The sequence below is a fragment of the Lacibacter sp. H375 genome (genome assembly GCF_037892425.1).
In the GTDB taxonomy this organism is placed as follows: domain Bacteria; phylum Bacteroidota; class Bacteroidia; order Chitinophagales; family Chitinophagaceae; genus Lacibacter.
In genome coordinates, this window is sequence record NZ_JBBKTT010000002.1 from 106,624 (window position 1) to 124,204 (window position 17,581).

Genomic DNA, 17,581 nt, shown 5'->3' on the forward strand with positions numbered 1-17,581 from the left:
TTAAGATATGAAGCGAAAGAAATTTTCAGCAGGGAGCGTTATGTGCGCAATAGCCATAATTGCTGCTGCAACATTAACGGCTCAAACAACTACAACAAAAGGCATTGCGCTGAAACCATCATCAAAAAAACCGTTACAGATCAGTGGTGTATATCCGCATCTTACTGTGTTTAATGAAGGCGGATCAACAGCATGCGAACCAGTTGGGACAGATGTAAACTATGATAAAAAGTTAGAAGGCCGAGAGGTGGGTATTGGTGCCACAGTGCCATGGGCCGGTAAATTGTGGATGGTTACTTATTCACCACATTGCCCGAATGGAAGTTCAGATAAACTTTACAGCATCGATTCAAATTTGAATATGATTATTCATCCCGAAAGCGTTGGAGGAACACCTGCAAACAGGATGATACATAAAGAATCAAATCAGTTGATTACCGGTTCTTATTTTATAGATGCTAATGGAAAAGTAAGAGTTGTACCTCTCACAGTGATGCCCGGAAGAATGACTGCAACTGCAAGACATTTATTTGACCCTGCCAACATGGTTTATTTCTATGACATGGAAGGTATGCTGTATGAAGTGAATGTGCACACGCTTGCGGTAAAAAAACTTTTCAATAAACCAGTACCCGGTTGGCATGGAAAAGGCGGTTATACTGCACAAAAGAGATTGATCATTGCGAACAATGGCGAGCATAAAGTTTTTGATATAGGAAATGAAGATCTGAAAGCTGGCGGTGCACCAAAAAATGATGAAGAGAAAGGTGTATTAGCTGAGTGGGATGGAAAAGAATGGAGGATCATTGAAAGAAGACAATTTACCGATGTAACAGGCCCGGGTGGTATTTATGGTTCACCCGATGATAATGCTCCGGCATGGAGTATGGGTTGGGATAAACGTTCCGTTATTTTAAAATTATTGGATAATGGTAAATGGTACACTTTCCGTTTGCCAAAATCAACCCGCACGTATGAAGGATTGGGCGGATGGTTTACCGAGTGGCCACGTATAAGAGAAGTTGGTAACAATAAAATGCTGATGGATATGTTTGGAATGTTCTATGACTTTCCTAAAACATTTTCTTACAAAAACACAGGAGGTATTTCACCTATCAGCAATCACCTTCGTTATGTTCCTGATTTTTGTAACTGGAATGGGAAGCTGGTCATTGCAACAGATGAAACTTCCATTCTTGAAAATCCAATGGCCGGCCGTTCGCAATCCAATTTATGGTTTGGAAATTTTGCCGATCTGAAACAATGGGGCGCAACAAATGGTTGGGGCGGACCATGGATAAAAGATGCAGTAAAAGCAGGCGAGCCTTCAGATGCTTTTTTAGTGAATGGCTTTGGTAAAAAAATACTGCATCTTAGTCATGATGCAACAGAAGCAGTAACATTTACATTGGAAATTGACAAAGCAGGTAATAACAAATGGGAGACCAATAAAACAATCACTGTTGCTGCAAAAGGTTACCAATATCTTATTTTCCCTGCTGATTTTTCTGCAAACTGGATAAGAGTAAAGTCAAATAAAAATTGCACAGCTTCAGCATTCTTTCATTTTACCGGTAAACCGCATGTAAAACAGGATGCAATGTTTAATTCAATTGCAGGTATTGATGAAGCAGGAGATGTACATACAAATTTAATTCGTCCTGCAGGGCATAATAAAAATTTACAAGTGCTCAATATCAGTAACGGTAAAAAAGAATATGCGGAGTTAGATGAGAAACTTGAATTTATGACTGCTGTTGCCGACAGTACCAAACAAATGGAGAAGTTACTTTCCTTCAAGAAAGATTTTGAAGTAGATGAAGCATCAGTGATTGTAAAAGATAAGACGGGTACTTTTCGTTTACCTAAAACCTCAGCCAAGTATGAAACATTTTCTTATCGTAATGCAAGAGAATTGGAATCGGAAAGATATATGTTGAATGCGCATGGCACTTTGTATGAAATAGGAAGAGAGTCTGGCTTTGCAGCCATCCGCCCAATTACAACACATAAAAAGAAAATTATTGATTACTGTACTTGGCGTGGTTTATTGGTGATAAGCGGAACAAAAATAAATGCTGCAAAAGACGGACATTATTTCAACAGTACTAATAACAGCAACGGTCTTTGGTTTGGTGGTATTGATGATGTTTGGAAATTAGGCAAGCCTGTTGGTGAAGGTGGTGTTTGGAAAAACAGTCAGGTAGTAGCAAAACAACCATCACTTCCATACCTGATGACTGGTTATGATAAAAAGAAAATCTCTTTAACAGCAGATAAGGATGTAACGATAACCCTGGAAGTAGATGTAGATCATAACGGCTGGAATGAATACAAAAAAATAAAAGTGCCTGCAGGTAAGACCGTTGAATATGTTTTTCCTGATGGGTACAGTGCACATTGGGTAAGAGCAACAGCTGATAAAGATTGTAAAGCAACTGCCTGGTTTATTTATCAATAAAAATTAATAAAGAGGGTTTTTGATAAGCAGCGGTTAGAAATGCCCCGGTGAGGTGTGCCGGGGCTATTTTAAAGCACATCCCTTTCATTTTCCTATTATTGTTAAGAACGATTATATGCTGGCAACAGAACAAAAGCAAACCGCAATCAGCAGGCCATTGACAATGCCTGAACAAAAGGCTAAATCAATTTTTAGTGTGGCCGTGCTTGTGGCTGCATTGGGTTATTTTGTTGACATCTACGATCTGTTACTGTTCAGCATTGTAAGAGTGGAAAGTCTTCGATCATTAAATCTAATAGACGCTCAATTACTAACAGAAGGTGAAGCTATTATTCAATGGCAGATGTGGGGCTTGCTAATTGGTGGAGTATTGTGGGGTGTAATGGGCGATAAGAAAGGACGATTAAGTGTGTTGTTTGGTTCTATACTTTTATATTCAATTGCCAATATTGCCAATGGATTGGTGCAAACAACAGATCAATATAAAGTCATCCGCTTTATTGCAGGTATTGGTTTGGCGGGAGAGTTAGGCGCAGGTATTACATTGGTATCTGAGCTTACTCCAAAAGAAAAAAGAGGATTGGCTACATCATTGGTTGCTGGTGTTGGTTTAACAGGCGCTGTTGCTGCCTTCGTATTAAAACTTTATTTCGATTGGCGAACCTGCTATTTCGTGGGCGGAGGTTTGGGTATTGCATTATTGCTCCTGCGTGTTTCTGTGTCTGAATCGGGTATGTTTAATACAGTACAAAAAGCAAACGTGCAAAAAGGTAACCTCTTCATGTTGTTTAATAACAAAGATCGTTTTAAACGTTACCTGTTAAGTATTCTTATTGGCTTACCAACCTGGTTTGTTATTGGTGTATTGATCACATTCTCCAATGAGTTTGGTAAGCAAATGGGCATTGCAGAAAAAATCGACCCCGGTAAATCAATCATGTTTGCTTATGCAGGTATTTCAATTGGTGATATACTTATTGGTGTGCTTAGTCAATGGTTGAAGAGCAGGAAAAAAGCATTGTATATATTTTATGGCATTACCATACTCTTCATGCTTTTGTTTTTTACAACACAATGGAATGGATCTGCAAGCAGGATGTACTGGATTTGCGGAGGCCTTGGTTTTGGTGCAGGCTTTTGGGCCATTTTTGTAACAATGGGTGCAGAACAGTTTGGCACCAACATTCGGGCAACAGCAGCAACTACAATACCGAATATGGTAAGAGGTATGCTAGCTATACTTATACTTCCATTGTTTCAATTATTGAGAGGCGCTACAGACTATTATACAGGTGGATGGATTGCAGCAATAATTATTATGGCAATAGCAATCGTTGCTGCAGTTTTATCAAAGGAAACATTTCATAAGGATCTTGATTTTGTTGAATAATTGTTTAATTGTATTAAACACACAAACTGATTATAGTCCGCAAGTTTATAGTGCCACTTTGAAAATAGTGCAGCATTATAATGTTGACAAGTGTTTTGAAAACTGGTAAAGTTCTTATTGTTTTTAGTTGTCAAGCGTAGAGTCAGTTCTGCCTGCTTTCATTGTATAGCTGGATTGTATTGTTCACTTTTTTTATAAGAATTCTACTTAAAGTTAAACGCAAATGGAGGTAGATTTTTTTTAATCATATTTAATAAAAACAAAGCGTAAAAGTCGATAGACGGGAAGAATTTATAAACGAGGATGAATGTATAAAAAAGCATTACTAATGAAGCGAATACATTTATTTAAAAATTAAATGCTTATACAATTAAACAATAAATATTCTTATATCTCTATGAAAACTTTATTTTATAACATACAGTACGGGATAGTGAAATAATAAATTTACATGAAATTTAAAATTCAAAATCGATTGCTATGCTTATTTCAAAACAAAGGCTATTCTCAATGATGCTGAACATTGAGACATCGCCAATCAGCGAAATTCTTGTTTCGCACAGTCATTCAAAAATTCTACATTTTTCCCGGCTGCCGGAACCTTTTCCGGATAGCAAAGAAATCCCTCAAAGGGGTATTGGACAAACTTCAACATAGTTGATATTTTACTGTGTTTAAAAGTTTATGTGATTAAGTAAAACAGATATGCCGTTTGCGGTTTACATGATTCATCCTTTGGATGTATTGTTACACCGTATGTCCATCTTCATTAAAACAAACGCATCGTCTTTTATCTAAATCAGAAATTACTTGTGAATTCACCTGCCGAATTTCTCATCAGATTTTCGCACATGGGATTTTTTTTTCTAAAAAATAAATTGATACTACAATGAGTCGTTTCGATCTCTTTATTAAAAAATACACCTGCATATTTGGTAATGCTAATTTCAGGATATCATTCGTTCTGATTTTACTATCACTATCGCAAGTTTCTGCTTTAGCAGGCACCGCAAAATCAACAGGGAGCTATGGATTTTTTTCAAGGAATGATTTTTTTGCTGCTGATTCAGTAGTCGTTAACGGAACTGTTGCAGCAGAAGATAGTGACAATCCATTAGCTGATGTTACAGTAGCATTGAAAGGTACCAGGATAGCTACAAGCACAAATTCTAACGGTGGGTTTTCCATTAAAGTTCCTGTAAAAAACGCAGTTTTAGTTTTTAGTTCCGTTGGATATGAACAACAGGAAATCCGTGTTTCCAACACGATTATACTGAATGTGAAAATGAAAGAATCTGTCAACGAATTATCTGAAGTTGTGGTTTCAGTTGATCTTGGTTATGGCAATGTGCAAAAGCGAAAAGATTTAACAGGCTCAATTGGTACAGTTAGTGTAAAAGAAATTCAAAAAGCACCTGTACGTTCATTCGAGGAAGCTTTAGGTGGCAGGATAGCAGGTGTGCAGGTGCAGGCACGTGATGGACAACCGGGAGATAATTTCAACATTGTCATCAGGGGAGCCAGCTCAATTAATAATTCAAATGCGCCTTTGTACATTATTGATGGGTTGGCAGTAGAAGATCCAAATAATAATAATCTCAATCCAAACGAGATCGAATCCATTACTGTTTTAAAAGATGCATCTTCCACCGCCATCTATGGATCAAGGGCTGCCAATGGGGTTGTAATTATTAATACCAAACAGGGCAGCGGTAAAAAGGCCGTATTTTCTTACAGGAGTTTTTTCGGAGTAAGCCGTACAACGAAAAAATTTGATTTGATGAATGCAGAGGAATTCATCAACCTTCAATTTGAAATAGATTCAGTTTTTACGAATGAAAAATATTTCAACAAGAACAGTACAACCGGCTTGCCAGTGGATCCGGCAAGACCTGTTTATTCAGCAAAAGATTATGCAAGGGCTAAGTCATTAGATTTTCAGGATTTGATTTTTCAGGATGCTCCTTTTCAAAATCATTTCATTTCTGTAGATGGTGGTGATGGTAAATCGACGAAGTATCTTGTTTCCGGCGGGTTTACTAATCAAAAAGGTTTGTTAGTAAACTCAGGCTTTACCAGGTACCAGGGACGACTAAACCTGGATCAGCGGCTTAATAATAAAATGAAGATTACCGCTAATATTAATTACTCACACACCAAGTCATATGGTACATTTCCCAGAAACCAGGAGTCGATGAGTTCACTGGCGAATGATCCCCGTAATAACTTACTGTACAGAGCCTGGATTTACAGACCCACCACGATCAACTTTGACAGCAGTGGCCTTGACGAAGCATTATTTGATGATGAACCCGGAGCAGGGAGCAATCCGCAATTGGTGATTAATCCTCTTATTTCATTAAAAAATCAATATAACGCACGATTTACAAATACATTTTTTTCAAGTATTGTATTCATTTATGATGTCACGAAACAAATTAAATATCGTTTGAATGCAGGCGTTTCAATTGCTAACGGCAGAAACGAACAGTTTGATAATGAATTTACCAATTCAGGCAGATCAACAACATTAGGCCCAAATGGATCCCTTACCAACACGCAAACGAACAACTTTACACTTGACAATATTCTTACCTACACAAAATCATTACGCAAAAAATCATCATTCAGTATTACCGCTTTGGCATCGCAACAATGGAGGCGTACGCACAACACATCTATTACTGCTAACCAGGTTGTAAATTCCGGCTTGGGAATTCGTGGGCTTACTTCCGGCGTTATTCAGCCTGTTTTTCAACAGGGCTACTCCGATGCTAATTTATTAGGATTTGGAACTACTGCAGATTATAAACTATTTGGAAAATATATTATAAAGGGAAGTTTCAGAGCAGATGGCTCATCCAAATTCGCAGAAGGAAACAAGTGGGGCTATTTTCCATCGGGAGGAATTGCATGGAGAGTTGATGAGGAAAAATTCATGCAAGGTGTGAATTTTATTAAGGATTTAAAAGCAAGGGTGAATTACGGATTAACGGGCAATAACCGCATTTCAGATTTTCCATTTTTGTCACCTATCGGCTTCAGCAATGTATCTGGTGTAGTAGTCAACAACCAATACTTGAACGGCTATTATGTACAGCGTTTGGGTAATAAAGATTTAAAGTGGGAAACTACATCACAATTCGATGCTGGCCTGGAGTTTTCAACTTTTAAAGGACGTTTGGGAATAGAACTGGATTACTATATAAAGAAAACCCGTGATTTACTTTTGAATGCATCATTTCCGGTAAGCAGTGGTTATACCAGCGGACTCATCAATGTTGGTAAAATTCAAAATACCGGATTTGAAATCACGCTTAACACAGAAGTTATAAGTAAGAAAAATTTTAACTGGAATAATAGTTTTAATATTTCCTTTAACAACAACAAATTGTTGGAATTGGCAGATGGTGCACAGAATTTAATTAATGCTGCAGAAACTAAATATACATTTCCGAATTACATTACACAGGTTGGACAATCTATCGGACAATTTTACGGATTCACTTACACGGGTGTTTATCAATACACAGATTTTAATAAATTACCCAATGGAGTATATACTTTAAAAGATGATGTAATAGCTCCCAATGGTGGATTGCTTGGTGCCACAAGAACTACAGTAATGCCCGGTGATCCTAAGTATAAAGACATCAACAATGATGGTGTAATTGATGATAACGATCAGGGTATCATTGGCCGGGCACTTCCTAAGTTCTATGGTGGGTTTAATAATAATATCCGTTATAAGAATTTCAGTTTAACCTTATTCTTCAATTTTTCATACGGAAACCAGGCAATGAATATGAATCGCTTTTATCTTGAAAGCGGGTCAACGATTTCGCAGAATCAGTTTGCCAGTTATAATGATCGGTGGACTCCCACAAATCCAAGTAACTACGCTCCACGTGTAAGAGCTAATTCAATTAATGTGAGTACTTCAAGAATTATTGAGGATGCATCTTTCATCCGGTTGAAAACAGCACAAATTTCATATACCATTTCACCAAAGGCGGTAAAGAAATTAGGAATGAAATCTCTCTCGGTGAATGCATCAGGACAAAACCTGTTTATCCTTACAAAATATACAGGAACCGATCCTGAAATAAATACATTGGGTACTGGTCTGTTTCCTGCCTATGACTTTTCTGCATACCCATACGCTACTACTTTAACATTTGGTGTAAACATTACTTTTTAATCTATTGTCATGAAGAATTATAACATACTCATTTTTCTTGTCTTATTGGCAAACGTATCTTGTAAGAAAGTACTGGAAACTGAGCCTGGATTTCCAACTACCTCTAATTTCTTTAGAAACAAACAGGAAATTGAACTCGCTATTAATGGTATTTATGACCCTTTGTTTAGTGGATATCCATTTTATCAGGAGGGCTTAAATGAAAGAGCGAGACACGCCTATTTAGGTACAGACGAATCAACGTCAAACCAGAGGGTAAGCAACAATGATTATCCTACGCACTACAATTCAACAAGTGCCTCTTCCTATGTAAGAGGTTGGTGGGGTATATTTTTTGGTGGTATAGAAAGGGCTAATATCTTCCTCGAAAGTATTGGAAACAGTACATCACTTTCTAAAGAAGAAAAGGATGCCTATATAGGAGAGGCAAAATTTTTACGGGCACATTATTTATTTCTTGCTACCCAATGGTTCGGTGATATTCCTTTAAGAAAAAGCTCCACAAAGTCTTTGGCTGATGCCCAGATTGCCTTTACTAAATCGAAAGAAGTGTATGACTATGCGATTGCAGAAATGACGGAAGCAGAAGCGCTTTTATCTTCAAGAACAGCGTCGAAACTTTCCTACAATGAACGAGTTACACAAACAGTAGTGCAAGGGATACTTGCAAGGGTGTGTTTATTTGCCGCAGGTGCACCTGTTAACGATACAAAGCGATATGCAGAAGCATCACAGTGGGCTCAGAAAGTAATTGCTTCCGGCTTACATAAACTTACTCCCGATTATCAGCAGGTTTTTATTAATCATTCTTCTAATGTTTATGACAATGTAAACAGGGAAACGATGTGGCAGATATCAGCTATCACAGGTTTAACTGATGCAACATTGCGTGAACAATGGGTGCCAAGGGTTGGCATTACCGCCACCAGTGGTTTGCTAGCTACTGTTTCAGGTTGGGAGCGTACCAATCCAAGGGCATACTACACATATGCATCAGGCGATTTACGCAGAGACTGGAATATTGCTCCTTTTTGGTATGGTACTTCTTCTGCAACAACTCCAAATCCTATGACTTATTTTGCAGCTGCTGATTCCAAATGGAACAGAGAGCCGGGCAAATGGAGAAGATATTACGAACCCATTACAAGCAGTGGAGGATTGGCATCATCACAATGTTTTCCTTTATTAAGGTATGCAGATGTATTACTGATGTTTGCTGAAGCTGAGGGTATGGTTAACGGACCTTTAGCAATTGGCAGCATTGCAGGAATCAGTCCGGTAGATGCTATAAATTTAGTGCGGAGAAGAGGGTATGGTGAAACAAAAAATTCAAGAGGTTTAGCTTCTGTAACAATTTTAACAGGTGGTTCCGGATACAGAGCAGGCACAACGCCTCCCATTACATTTGTTGGTGGAACGAGAAGCTTACGCACACAAACTATTGCCGGCAGACCATACCTGAATGAAGATCCCAGAGCAACCTGTATTGTTTCGGGTGGAGCAATAACTAAAATAAACTTAATTACGACAGGTGACTGCTACCAAACTTTACCAACCGTTGTGGTAGGTACTGCATGGACTGCCAGTACAGCATATACACTAAATACTCAGGTTGTAAATGGTGGCCGTTTATATACGGTAACAACGGCAGGCACTTCAGGATCTGCCGGCCCAACACACACTACCGGTGCTGTGGCAAATGGTACGGCCACTTTAACGTATGCCGGTGTTGCTGCAACAGCAGTTGCAGAATTTCCACCATCAGCCGACTTAAGCACGAATGATTATAACACATCTGAAAAGTTTATCAAATTAATCAGAGATGAACGTTTAAGAGAATTGGCTTTTGAAAATTTAAGAAGACAAGATTTAAAACGTTGGGGTATTTTAATCGAAACTGTTAGAAAAATTGGTGTTGAGGTAGGAGCAGGCAGCGACGAATTGAATCCTGATGGTACGAAGCTTTATGGGCCTTACACAATTCCAAGAAACGCAGCACCATTTAACGCAGCTTCTAATATTTTTTCTACCGGTCCCAATAGTATTACTGAAAAGGATATCTTTTTACCAATCCCTCTTTCAGAAATACTGTATAACAAATTATCAACTCAAAACCCAGGGTTTTAAAAAATCATAATTATTATGAAACAGCTCATTTTATATCTATGTATTGTTGGTGTAATTAGTTTTTCATCCTGCTTAAAGGATGCTGTAAAAAATCCTGAAGTTGATATTGCGATCAATAAAACAACATTCAATGTGGGCGATACTGCTAAATTTATCATCAGTGGTCTTCCCTACAATCTTGTTTTTTATTCAGGAGAACCGGGTAACGATTATTACAGCAGAAATGTTTACACTGCTTCAGGAGGTGTTAGCTCCATGATATTTACCACTGCCTTAGCAACAGCTGCAGGCAGCAGTACTGCTACTAATTTGAAGATTTTAGTTTCAAATAATTTTTCGGGTAACTATAATCAAACAGAAATAGCAGCAGCAAATTGGGTTGATGTTAGCAGCCAGGTAACAGTTCCCGGAACTGATACTGTTGAGTTGAATCCATACAAAGCTGAAGGCAAACCGATCTATGTAGCTTTCAGATTTCAGACAGAAGATGAAACAAAGATTCAAAGACAGGTAACTGTAAGTGGTTTTAGTGTCAGAACAGCTTTTCCGAATCAGAATTACACCAATGCCAATAATGTATACTTCGCAGGATTTGCTTCTTTTGATTTTGCAGGGGATGCAGCTAATGTTTGGAACATTCCGGTTACATCTAATACGAATAACAGTTTTACTCACCCTTTGGTAGCTGCCAATAGTACAAAGGATGATGATTGGGCCATATCAAAAGGTTTTAATACTAATTCAGTTATGGGCAGTACAGGAATTGCTATAAAAGCACTCAGCTCTAATCCGGTTACAGACTACAGTTATATATTTACGAAAGCCGGTACTTATAAAGTGGTTTTTGTAGCAAGCAACAATAACCAAACTGATTCTAAAGAGGTAGTGAAAGAGTTTAATGTTACTGTAAATTAAGAACCTGCTTAGTTCATTGGTTAATGATTATACCCATGTTAAATAAGTAGATTAATTATCAAACTGATTTTTATATAATTCATAATTATGCTGAAGTTTTTTTGTTGCGCATTGTTTTTTATTATTGGTTTTTCAAATGCTGTCACTGCACAAACTACGGTTCGGCCAATGATTTGGGTGAAGCCTGAAGACAAGCAGAGAATCCTTGATGATATTGAGAAACATACATGGAAAAAAGAATATTATCAGGCTTTTGTAAACAGGGTGCAGGCCGATGTTGCTGCCTATTATGAAAATCCAAAACAGTATTTAAGTGGTTTGCCTTTTAACCTGAGTGCACAAAAGCCCGGGCAAATACCTCCGTTTTTTTATATTAATAATCCTGATAAAGAAGCCGCTTACAGAAGAAATAAATTACAGCATTATTTAAAAAACGCCATTGATTGCAGTATTATTTACTTTTTAACGAATGATGAAAAGTATGTGAAATACAGTACATCTGTGTTTTATACGTTCTTAAAATCAATGTTGCAGTTGAAAGCTTCTGAGACGCCGTTTAACGGAGGTCTCATTTACCAGGACGATCACTTGCGTGAATCAAGAGAAGTTGGTGCACAAATGCCGGTTCTGTACGATTTTATTTATCCTTATATCTCAAAAGGAGGTAAGGGGTATAATTTTGTAACTGATACTTATGAAACAGTTTCTGTTACAGAAGCAGAATCAATTTTTCGAACGTATGTGAATCTGGCATTGGGCAGAGGGATTGTAGATTGTAACTGGCCTGTATTAGAAAGTTCAAGTTTGGTGTGTAATACACTTGCCTTGAACAGTGAAACGGAAAGAAAACATTTCCTGCAATATTATCTTACCAGAGATACTACTCACCAGGATGCATTAGCAAAAGTTGCAGCGGTATATAAGAAAGAAATCAACTGGCCTGAAAGTTTAAATTATTCATCTGGTGTTGCAAAACTGAGTACATACCTAATGACGCTTTTGACAAAATTAGATTCAAGTATGCATCTTGGCCGTAAGTATCCTGAAATTTTGAGTGCAGTTACACTTGCGTATTATCTCACCTATCCAAACAATACACAACAAATACTTTTTGGAGATGGAGGTCGCAACTATCGTCATCCAATTGTTAATTATGAGCTGGCCTATTATCTCGGTACGTTGGAAAATTCTTCTTCCATCAAAAATGAATTTGGCAGTTTGTTGAATACAGCGTTACAGGAACCCGCTTATAAAAGATCTGCACTCGCTGCAAGATCTTATGTGCCGGAACCTTATTTCGAAGAGCCGCTGAAGTTGCTCTGGTATTGCCCGGAAATTGTTGGAGAAGTAAAAGCCTATCCGAAACCTGTAACAGTTGAACTGCCGTTTGCAGGTATTCTGTTGCAAAGGAATTTAAGTTCATCAGCAAATCCGAAGCATGGGCTCATGGCATTTGTTGGTGGTGGTGCTTTTATTCACGGACATGCAAGCGGCATGAATATGGAACTCTATGGACAAGGACATGTATTAGGTACGAAAGCAGGAAAAGGTTCTTACACAACTGAAATTCATGAAAATTATTACAGGCTTTTTGCAAGTCATAATACTGTAGTTGTAAATGGTTACTCCCGTGGAGAAGGCGGATGGGTAAACCTAGCCATTAATACGGTTAATAAAGTAGCTATGGAACCTGTTGCGTATAAAAAACCGGTATCAGGTAATTATTCATTTACTACATCAAGCTTTATAGATGATAAGGGTGATAGTGCAGAAGCAAAGCAGGAAAGAACAGTGGGCATTATTCGTACCTCAACGGCTACGGGCTATTATGTAGATATTTTCAGGTCTGAATCAAAACTGCCCAATCAATATCATGATTATATCTATCATAATATTGGTGACTCGTTAATTTTTAATACAAACGATCAGGATTTTGTTTTACAACCAGATGAAGACAGATATAAATTCACAGGACCAGAAAAATGGGGAAGAGAAAGAAAATTTTTAAATCCGGGCTGGCATTATTTTAATTCAGTACAAACCTCAAATAAACATGAGAAAAATCTTGAAGTTTTATTTGAAGCAAATGCGCTGGGGAAGCAGCCGGTTAAAATGAAACTTTTTGTTACCGGGGATAAAAACAGAGAGTATACAAAAGTATTAGCGCCACCAAGTGTTGAATCTGTAAAAGCTTACAGTGACAAACCAACACCCACACTGGTCATAAGAAAGAAAGGAGAAGCATGGCAAAATCCATTTGTTGTAGTGTATGAATCATTTACCGGAACTAAAAATGAAGGCCAGATAAAATCAGTAGAAAATATTTTACAGAAAGGTATCTTCAAAGGAGTAATCGTCAACAGCATCGTTAACGGAAAAGCCATCAAACAAATAATTATTTCGCAGGATAGTGATGAATCTGTGTTTGAAGACAAAGCTTTAGGTATTAAATTCAAAGGCAGGTATGCGGTATTAACGTTAAATGCTAAATCGCAACTGGCCGAATTGTATATTGGAAACGGCACTCAGTTTTCACATCAAAAATGGTCGGTAACGGCAGCTGATACTAAGGCGGTTTCATTGAGTTTAACTATAAAGGGTAAGAACGGCAATTCAAACGCTAACGGTAAATTCAAAATTTCACATCCTGAAGGATTCAACTTAAGTGAAACAATTATTAATAATGATTAATTAAAGTATATGAACAGAGTTTTTTTAATAATAGTAATCTGCCTGGGACTAAATGCCTGCAAAGTTTCACAAAAAACACAGTCAACAGATCAAAATGCTACAAAAGAAGCGATGCTGAAAGCCTTAAAATGGCAGGAAGCAAATCCCATTATGGCAAAGTCGCCTACTGATTGGACAAACGGTGTGTATTACACAGGGGTTTCAAAAGCGCACCAATCAACAAAAGACAGAACGTATGCAGACGCTTTAAAAAACATGGCCATTAAAAATGACTGGAAGCCATGGGAGCGATTTTATCATGCTGATGATATCATTATCAGCTTTAGCTACCTCTATTTAAATTCAATAGGCGAACCAGGTGTAAAATTAGAACCAACGGTTAATATTATAAAAGACCATTTATATAAACCACACGAATGGAAAACTGCACTGAAAGAAGGAAATGAACCTGAGGAAAAAAATATTTTATGGTGGTGGTGCGATGCATTGTTTATGGCTCCTCCGGTAATTGTTTCGTATGCGCAACAAATAAATGATACTTCTCTTCTAAAGGAAATGGATAAGTATTATGCTGAAACGTATAAACTTTTGTATGATAAAGAAGAGCATTTGTTTGCAAGAGATACAAGGTTTTTATGGAGAGGTAATGTGAATGATAAAAAAGAAGGGAATGGTAAGAAAGTATTTTGGGCAAGAGGTAATGGTTGGGTTTTAGGTGGATTGGCCTTGTTATTAAATGACCTGCCCAAGAATTATTCCAACCGGCCATTCTATGAAAACCTGTTTAAGGAAATGGCACAGAAAATCAAAAGTATTCAGCATGAAGATGGATTATGGAGAACAAGTTTATTGTATCCTGAATCGTACAATCATGGTGAAGTAAGCGGTAGTGGTTTATACACATTTGCATTGGCATGGGGTGTAAATAATGGACTGCTAAATAAAAATGAATATCAACCTGCTGTTTTAAAAGCATGGAAAGCAATGGTAGCATGCCAGCAGGAAAATGGAAAAGTAGGATGGGTTCAGAATATTGGTGCTGATCCAGGACCTGCAACTGCAGACAGCTGGCAGAATTATGGTACCGGTGCTTTTTTATTAGCCGGCAGCGAGGTATTGAAGTTTTAATTGTTGACTTTTTATATAATTTGATTTTGATAAGGTTTTACAAGACATATTTTTTGGTATTTGTTTTCATTGGCTTTTTGCCATTGCTTGTTTTTACACAAAATAAAAAACCAAATATCATCTTTATTATAACGGATGATCAGCGCTGGGATGCACTTGGTGTTATGGGTAATACAATTCTGAAAACACCCAGCTTAGATAAGCTTGCCGGTAATGGAATTCTTTTTCAAAATGCTTACGTCACTACATCTATTTGCTGTGTAAGCAGGGCAAGTATATTGACAGGCGCTTATGAATCCAAACATAAAATACATGACTTCGAAACGGACATGTCACCGGATGTTTTAAAAACAACTTATCCATATCAATTAAAACAAAACGGGTATAAACTTGGATTTATTGGAAAATATGGGGTAGGTGTTAACCCGCCTAAAGAGGTTTATGATTTCTGGATCAATACAGAAGAAGGCGGTAAGATGCAGCCCGATTACATTCAAACTTTTGCGAACGGACGAAGAATGCATGATACCGATACACTGGATAATGCCATACAAACTTTTCTGGATGGCTATGCAGGTAAAGAACCGTTTTATCTTTCAGTTAGCTTTAAAGCACCACATGAGCAAGATGGAAATCCGCCTCAATATTTTATACAACCGGGTTACGAAGATTTATATAAAGATGTAACCATACCTTATCCTATAACTGCCAATGAAAAATATTGGAATCAATTCCCTGATTTTTTCAGAACCGATTCCAACTTTGCAAGACTTCGTTGGAAGGGTCTTTTTGAAGCACCTGAATCATACCAGGAAAATGTAAAAAATTATTACCGCTTAATCACCGGTGTAGATGCAGCAATAGGGAGGATGATGAACAAGCTGAAGGAAACCGGTATTGATAAAAATACAATCATCATTTTTATAGGCGATAATGGAATGATATTGGGGGAAAAAAATATAGAGGGGAAGTGGTTTGGTTATGAAGCATCTATTCGTGTGCCACTTATTATTTATGACCCAAGGACACCTGATAAAATCAAAAATCTGAAAGCCAAACAGATTGCGTTGAATATTGATATTGCTCCAACTATTCTGTCAATGGCGGGCATTAAAGCGCCCGGCATGATGCAGGGTATGAACCTGATGGATGTTGTTCAGGGAAAAATTCCGGAAAGAGAATATTTTTTCTATCAGCACTATTTCCTTGGTAGCCCACGTATCCCCAAGGTAGAAGGAGTAGTAACAAAAGATTTAAAGTACATGAAGTTTATCGAGCATAATTACGAAGAGCTGTTTGATATTGATTCAGATCCTCATGAAATTGATAACCTTTCGCAAAATTCTTCCTACAGTAATAAACTAAAGAAGATGCGTAAATTATTTGAATCGATGAGGAAGCAGTATGGTGTAAATGAGCTGCAGGGAGCTTCTGAACAAAACAATGTAAGGTTTTGATAGAAAGATTTCTTTGATTTGTTGTTACAGCACTACCTGGGTTTAAAAACATTTAAAGTAAAGAAGAAAAATTCTATCTTAACTGCGTTTGAAAAAGGTTGATTAAAAGGCCGGTATGCATAAATTTCAAATTATAGAAGATAGGGGGCTCACAAGAATTCAGCAGGTTGCTGAATCGATCCGGCGTGATATAGAGAAGGGAGTGTTGCAGAGAAATGAACAATTGCCATCCATTAACGAATTCAGTTCTGAATACAAAGTTGCGAGAGATACAATAGAAAAAGCATACGGGTTGCTGAAAAAGGAAGGATATATTAATTCGTTTGCAGGTAAAGGCTATTATGTTGCAGGTAGGAAAGAAATGAAACTAAAGGTGCTTTTAGTTTTTAATAAGCTGAGCACATACAAAAAAATGGTTTACGATAGTTTTATTGAAACCTTGGGTAAGCATGGCAAAGTAGATCTGCAGATTCATCATTATAATCCTCAATTATTAAAGGAGATAATTGAGAATGCGTTGGGGAAATATCATTATTATGTTATCATGCCTCATTTCTATCTAAATGCAAAACCTGAAGAATACCGTAAGATATTCGAGATGATCCCTGAGCAGGAGCTCGTTATTTTAGACAAGCAGGTTAAAGGATTTAAGAAGAACTGTATTGAGGTGTACCAGGATTTTCAAAATGATATTTATTCGGCCTTGTCAGATGCTGATGATTTATTGTTAAAATATAAACGAGTTGTAGTTGTTCTTAAAAAAGAAGGCCACCACCCAAGAGAAATTATTAAAGGAGTTCAGCAGTATTGCTTCGAATTTAAAAAGGAGTTGGAAGTACTTTCGAATACTGATACATTAGAACTTGAAAAAGGAACAGTTTATATTGAAACAACTGAGGCCGATCTCGCATTGCTGATAAAGAAAGCACGCCAATCCAAAATGATACCTGGTAAAGACATTGGTATTATTTCATTCAATGAAACAGTGTTAAAAGAACTACTGGATGTTACCGTGATAACAACCGATTTCGAAGCGATGGGAAGGACTGCTGCAAAATGTATTCTTGATAATAATTTTCGAAAGATCCGGAACCCGTTTTATATGATCAGAAGAAAAACGCTTTAGTTGATAATTAATCTGTGTATTTGTTATCTGCTACACAATGCTCAAAGCAAGGAAGCCATTGAATGAAAGCAGCTTCCGTCTGAAG

The 17,581-nt window shown here is 37.4% G+C and carries 9 protein-coding genes; all 9 read left to right on the forward strand.

The window, feature by feature from the left end; all coding sequences use genetic code 11:
• Nucleotides 1-7 precede the first annotated feature (7 nt).
• Nucleotides 8-2,461 (forward strand): hypothetical protein, encoded by a 2,454-nt coding sequence (locus WG954_RS21050; protein ID WP_340439060.1) that lies wholly within the window; start codon nucleotides 8-10, stop codon nucleotides 2,459-2,461.
• Between the two features lie 115 nt (nucleotides 2,462-2,576).
• Nucleotides 2,577-3,851 carry an MFS transporter gene (locus WG954_RS21055; RefSeq protein ID WP_340439062.1) on the forward strand — a complete coding sequence of 425 codons (1,275 nt, stop codon included), beginning with the start codon at nucleotides 2,577-2,579 and terminating at the stop codon, nucleotides 3,849-3,851.
• Between the two features lie 889 nt (nucleotides 3,852-4,740).
• Nucleotides 4,741-8,052 carry a SusC/RagA family TonB-linked outer membrane protein gene (locus tag WG954_RS21060; protein WP_340439064.1) on the forward strand — a complete coding sequence of 1,104 codons (3,312 nt, stop codon included), beginning with the start codon at nucleotides 4,741-4,743 and terminating at the stop codon, nucleotides 8,050-8,052.
• 9 nt (nucleotides 8,053-8,061) lie between these two features.
• Nucleotides 8,062-10,179: a RagB/SusD family nutrient uptake outer membrane protein gene (locus WG954_RS21065; protein ID WP_340439065.1), complete on the forward strand. Its 2,118-nt coding sequence runs from the start codon at nucleotides 8,062-8,064 to the stop codon at nucleotides 10,177-10,179.
• 15 nt (nucleotides 10,180-10,194) lie between these two features.
• The gene (locus WG954_RS21070; RefSeq protein WP_340439067.1) at nucleotides 10,195-11,094 is read left to right on the forward strand and encodes a DUF5017 domain-containing protein; all 900 of its coding nucleotides are present in this window, start codon (nucleotides 10,195-10,197) and stop codon (nucleotides 11,092-11,094) included.
• Between the two features lie 87 nt (nucleotides 11,095-11,181).
• Nucleotides 11,182-13,785, forward strand: a complete 2,604-nt coding sequence (locus WG954_RS21075) for an endo-acting ulvan lysase-like protein (RefSeq protein WP_340439068.1) — start codon at nucleotides 11,182-11,184, stop codon at nucleotides 13,783-13,785.
• A 9-nt stretch (nucleotides 13,786-13,794) separates the two neighbouring features.
• A complete protein-coding gene (locus tag WG954_RS21080; protein WP_340439069.1) occupies nucleotides 13,795-14,913 on the forward strand; it encodes a glycoside hydrolase family 88/105 protein in 1,119 nt (372 codons plus the stop codon).
• A gap of 53 nt (nucleotides 14,914-14,966) precedes the next feature.
• The gene (locus WG954_RS21085; RefSeq protein WP_340439070.1) at nucleotides 14,967-16,370 is read left to right on the forward strand and encodes a sulfatase family protein; all 1,404 of its coding nucleotides are present in this window, start codon (nucleotides 14,967-14,969) and stop codon (nucleotides 16,368-16,370) included.
• A 115-nt stretch (nucleotides 16,371-16,485) separates the two neighbouring features.
• Entirely contained in the window at nucleotides 16,486-17,496 is a 1,011-nt protein-coding gene (locus WG954_RS21090) for a GntR family transcriptional regulator (protein WP_340439072.1), read from the forward strand.
• The last annotated feature ends 85 nt before the right edge of the window (nucleotides 17,497-17,581 follow it).

Excerpts from the sequence above, each read along its gene's own strand:
- WG954_RS21050 (WP_340439060.1), top strand. The coding sequence starts at position 8 with ATGAAGCGAAAGAAATTTTCAGCAGGGAGCGTTATGTGCGCAATAGCC.
- WG954_RS21065 (WP_340439065.1), top strand. The coding sequence starts at position 8,062 with ATGAAGAATTATAACATACTCATTTTTCTTGTCTTATTGGCAAACGTA.
- WG954_RS21080 (WP_340439069.1), top strand. The coding sequence starts at position 13,795 with ATGAACAGAGTTTTTTTAATAATAGTAATCTGCCTGGGACTAAATGCC.
- WG954_RS21070 (WP_340439067.1), top strand. The coding sequence starts at position 10,195 with ATGAAACAGCTCATTTTATATCTATGTATTGTTGGTGTAATTAGTTTT.
- WG954_RS21055 (WP_340439062.1), top strand. The coding sequence starts at position 2,577 with ATGCTGGCAACAGAACAAAAGCAAACCGCAATCAGCAGGCCATTGACA.
- WG954_RS21075 (WP_340439068.1), top strand. The coding sequence starts at position 11,182 with ATGCTGAAGTTTTTTTGTTGCGCATTGTTTTTTATTATTGGTTTTTCA.
- WG954_RS21060 (WP_340439064.1), top strand. The coding sequence starts at position 4,741 with ATGAGTCGTTTCGATCTCTTTATTAAAAAATACACCTGCATATTTGGT.
- WG954_RS21090 (WP_340439072.1), top strand. The coding sequence starts at position 16,486 with ATGCATAAATTTCAAATTATAGAAGATAGGGGGCTCACAAGAATTCAG.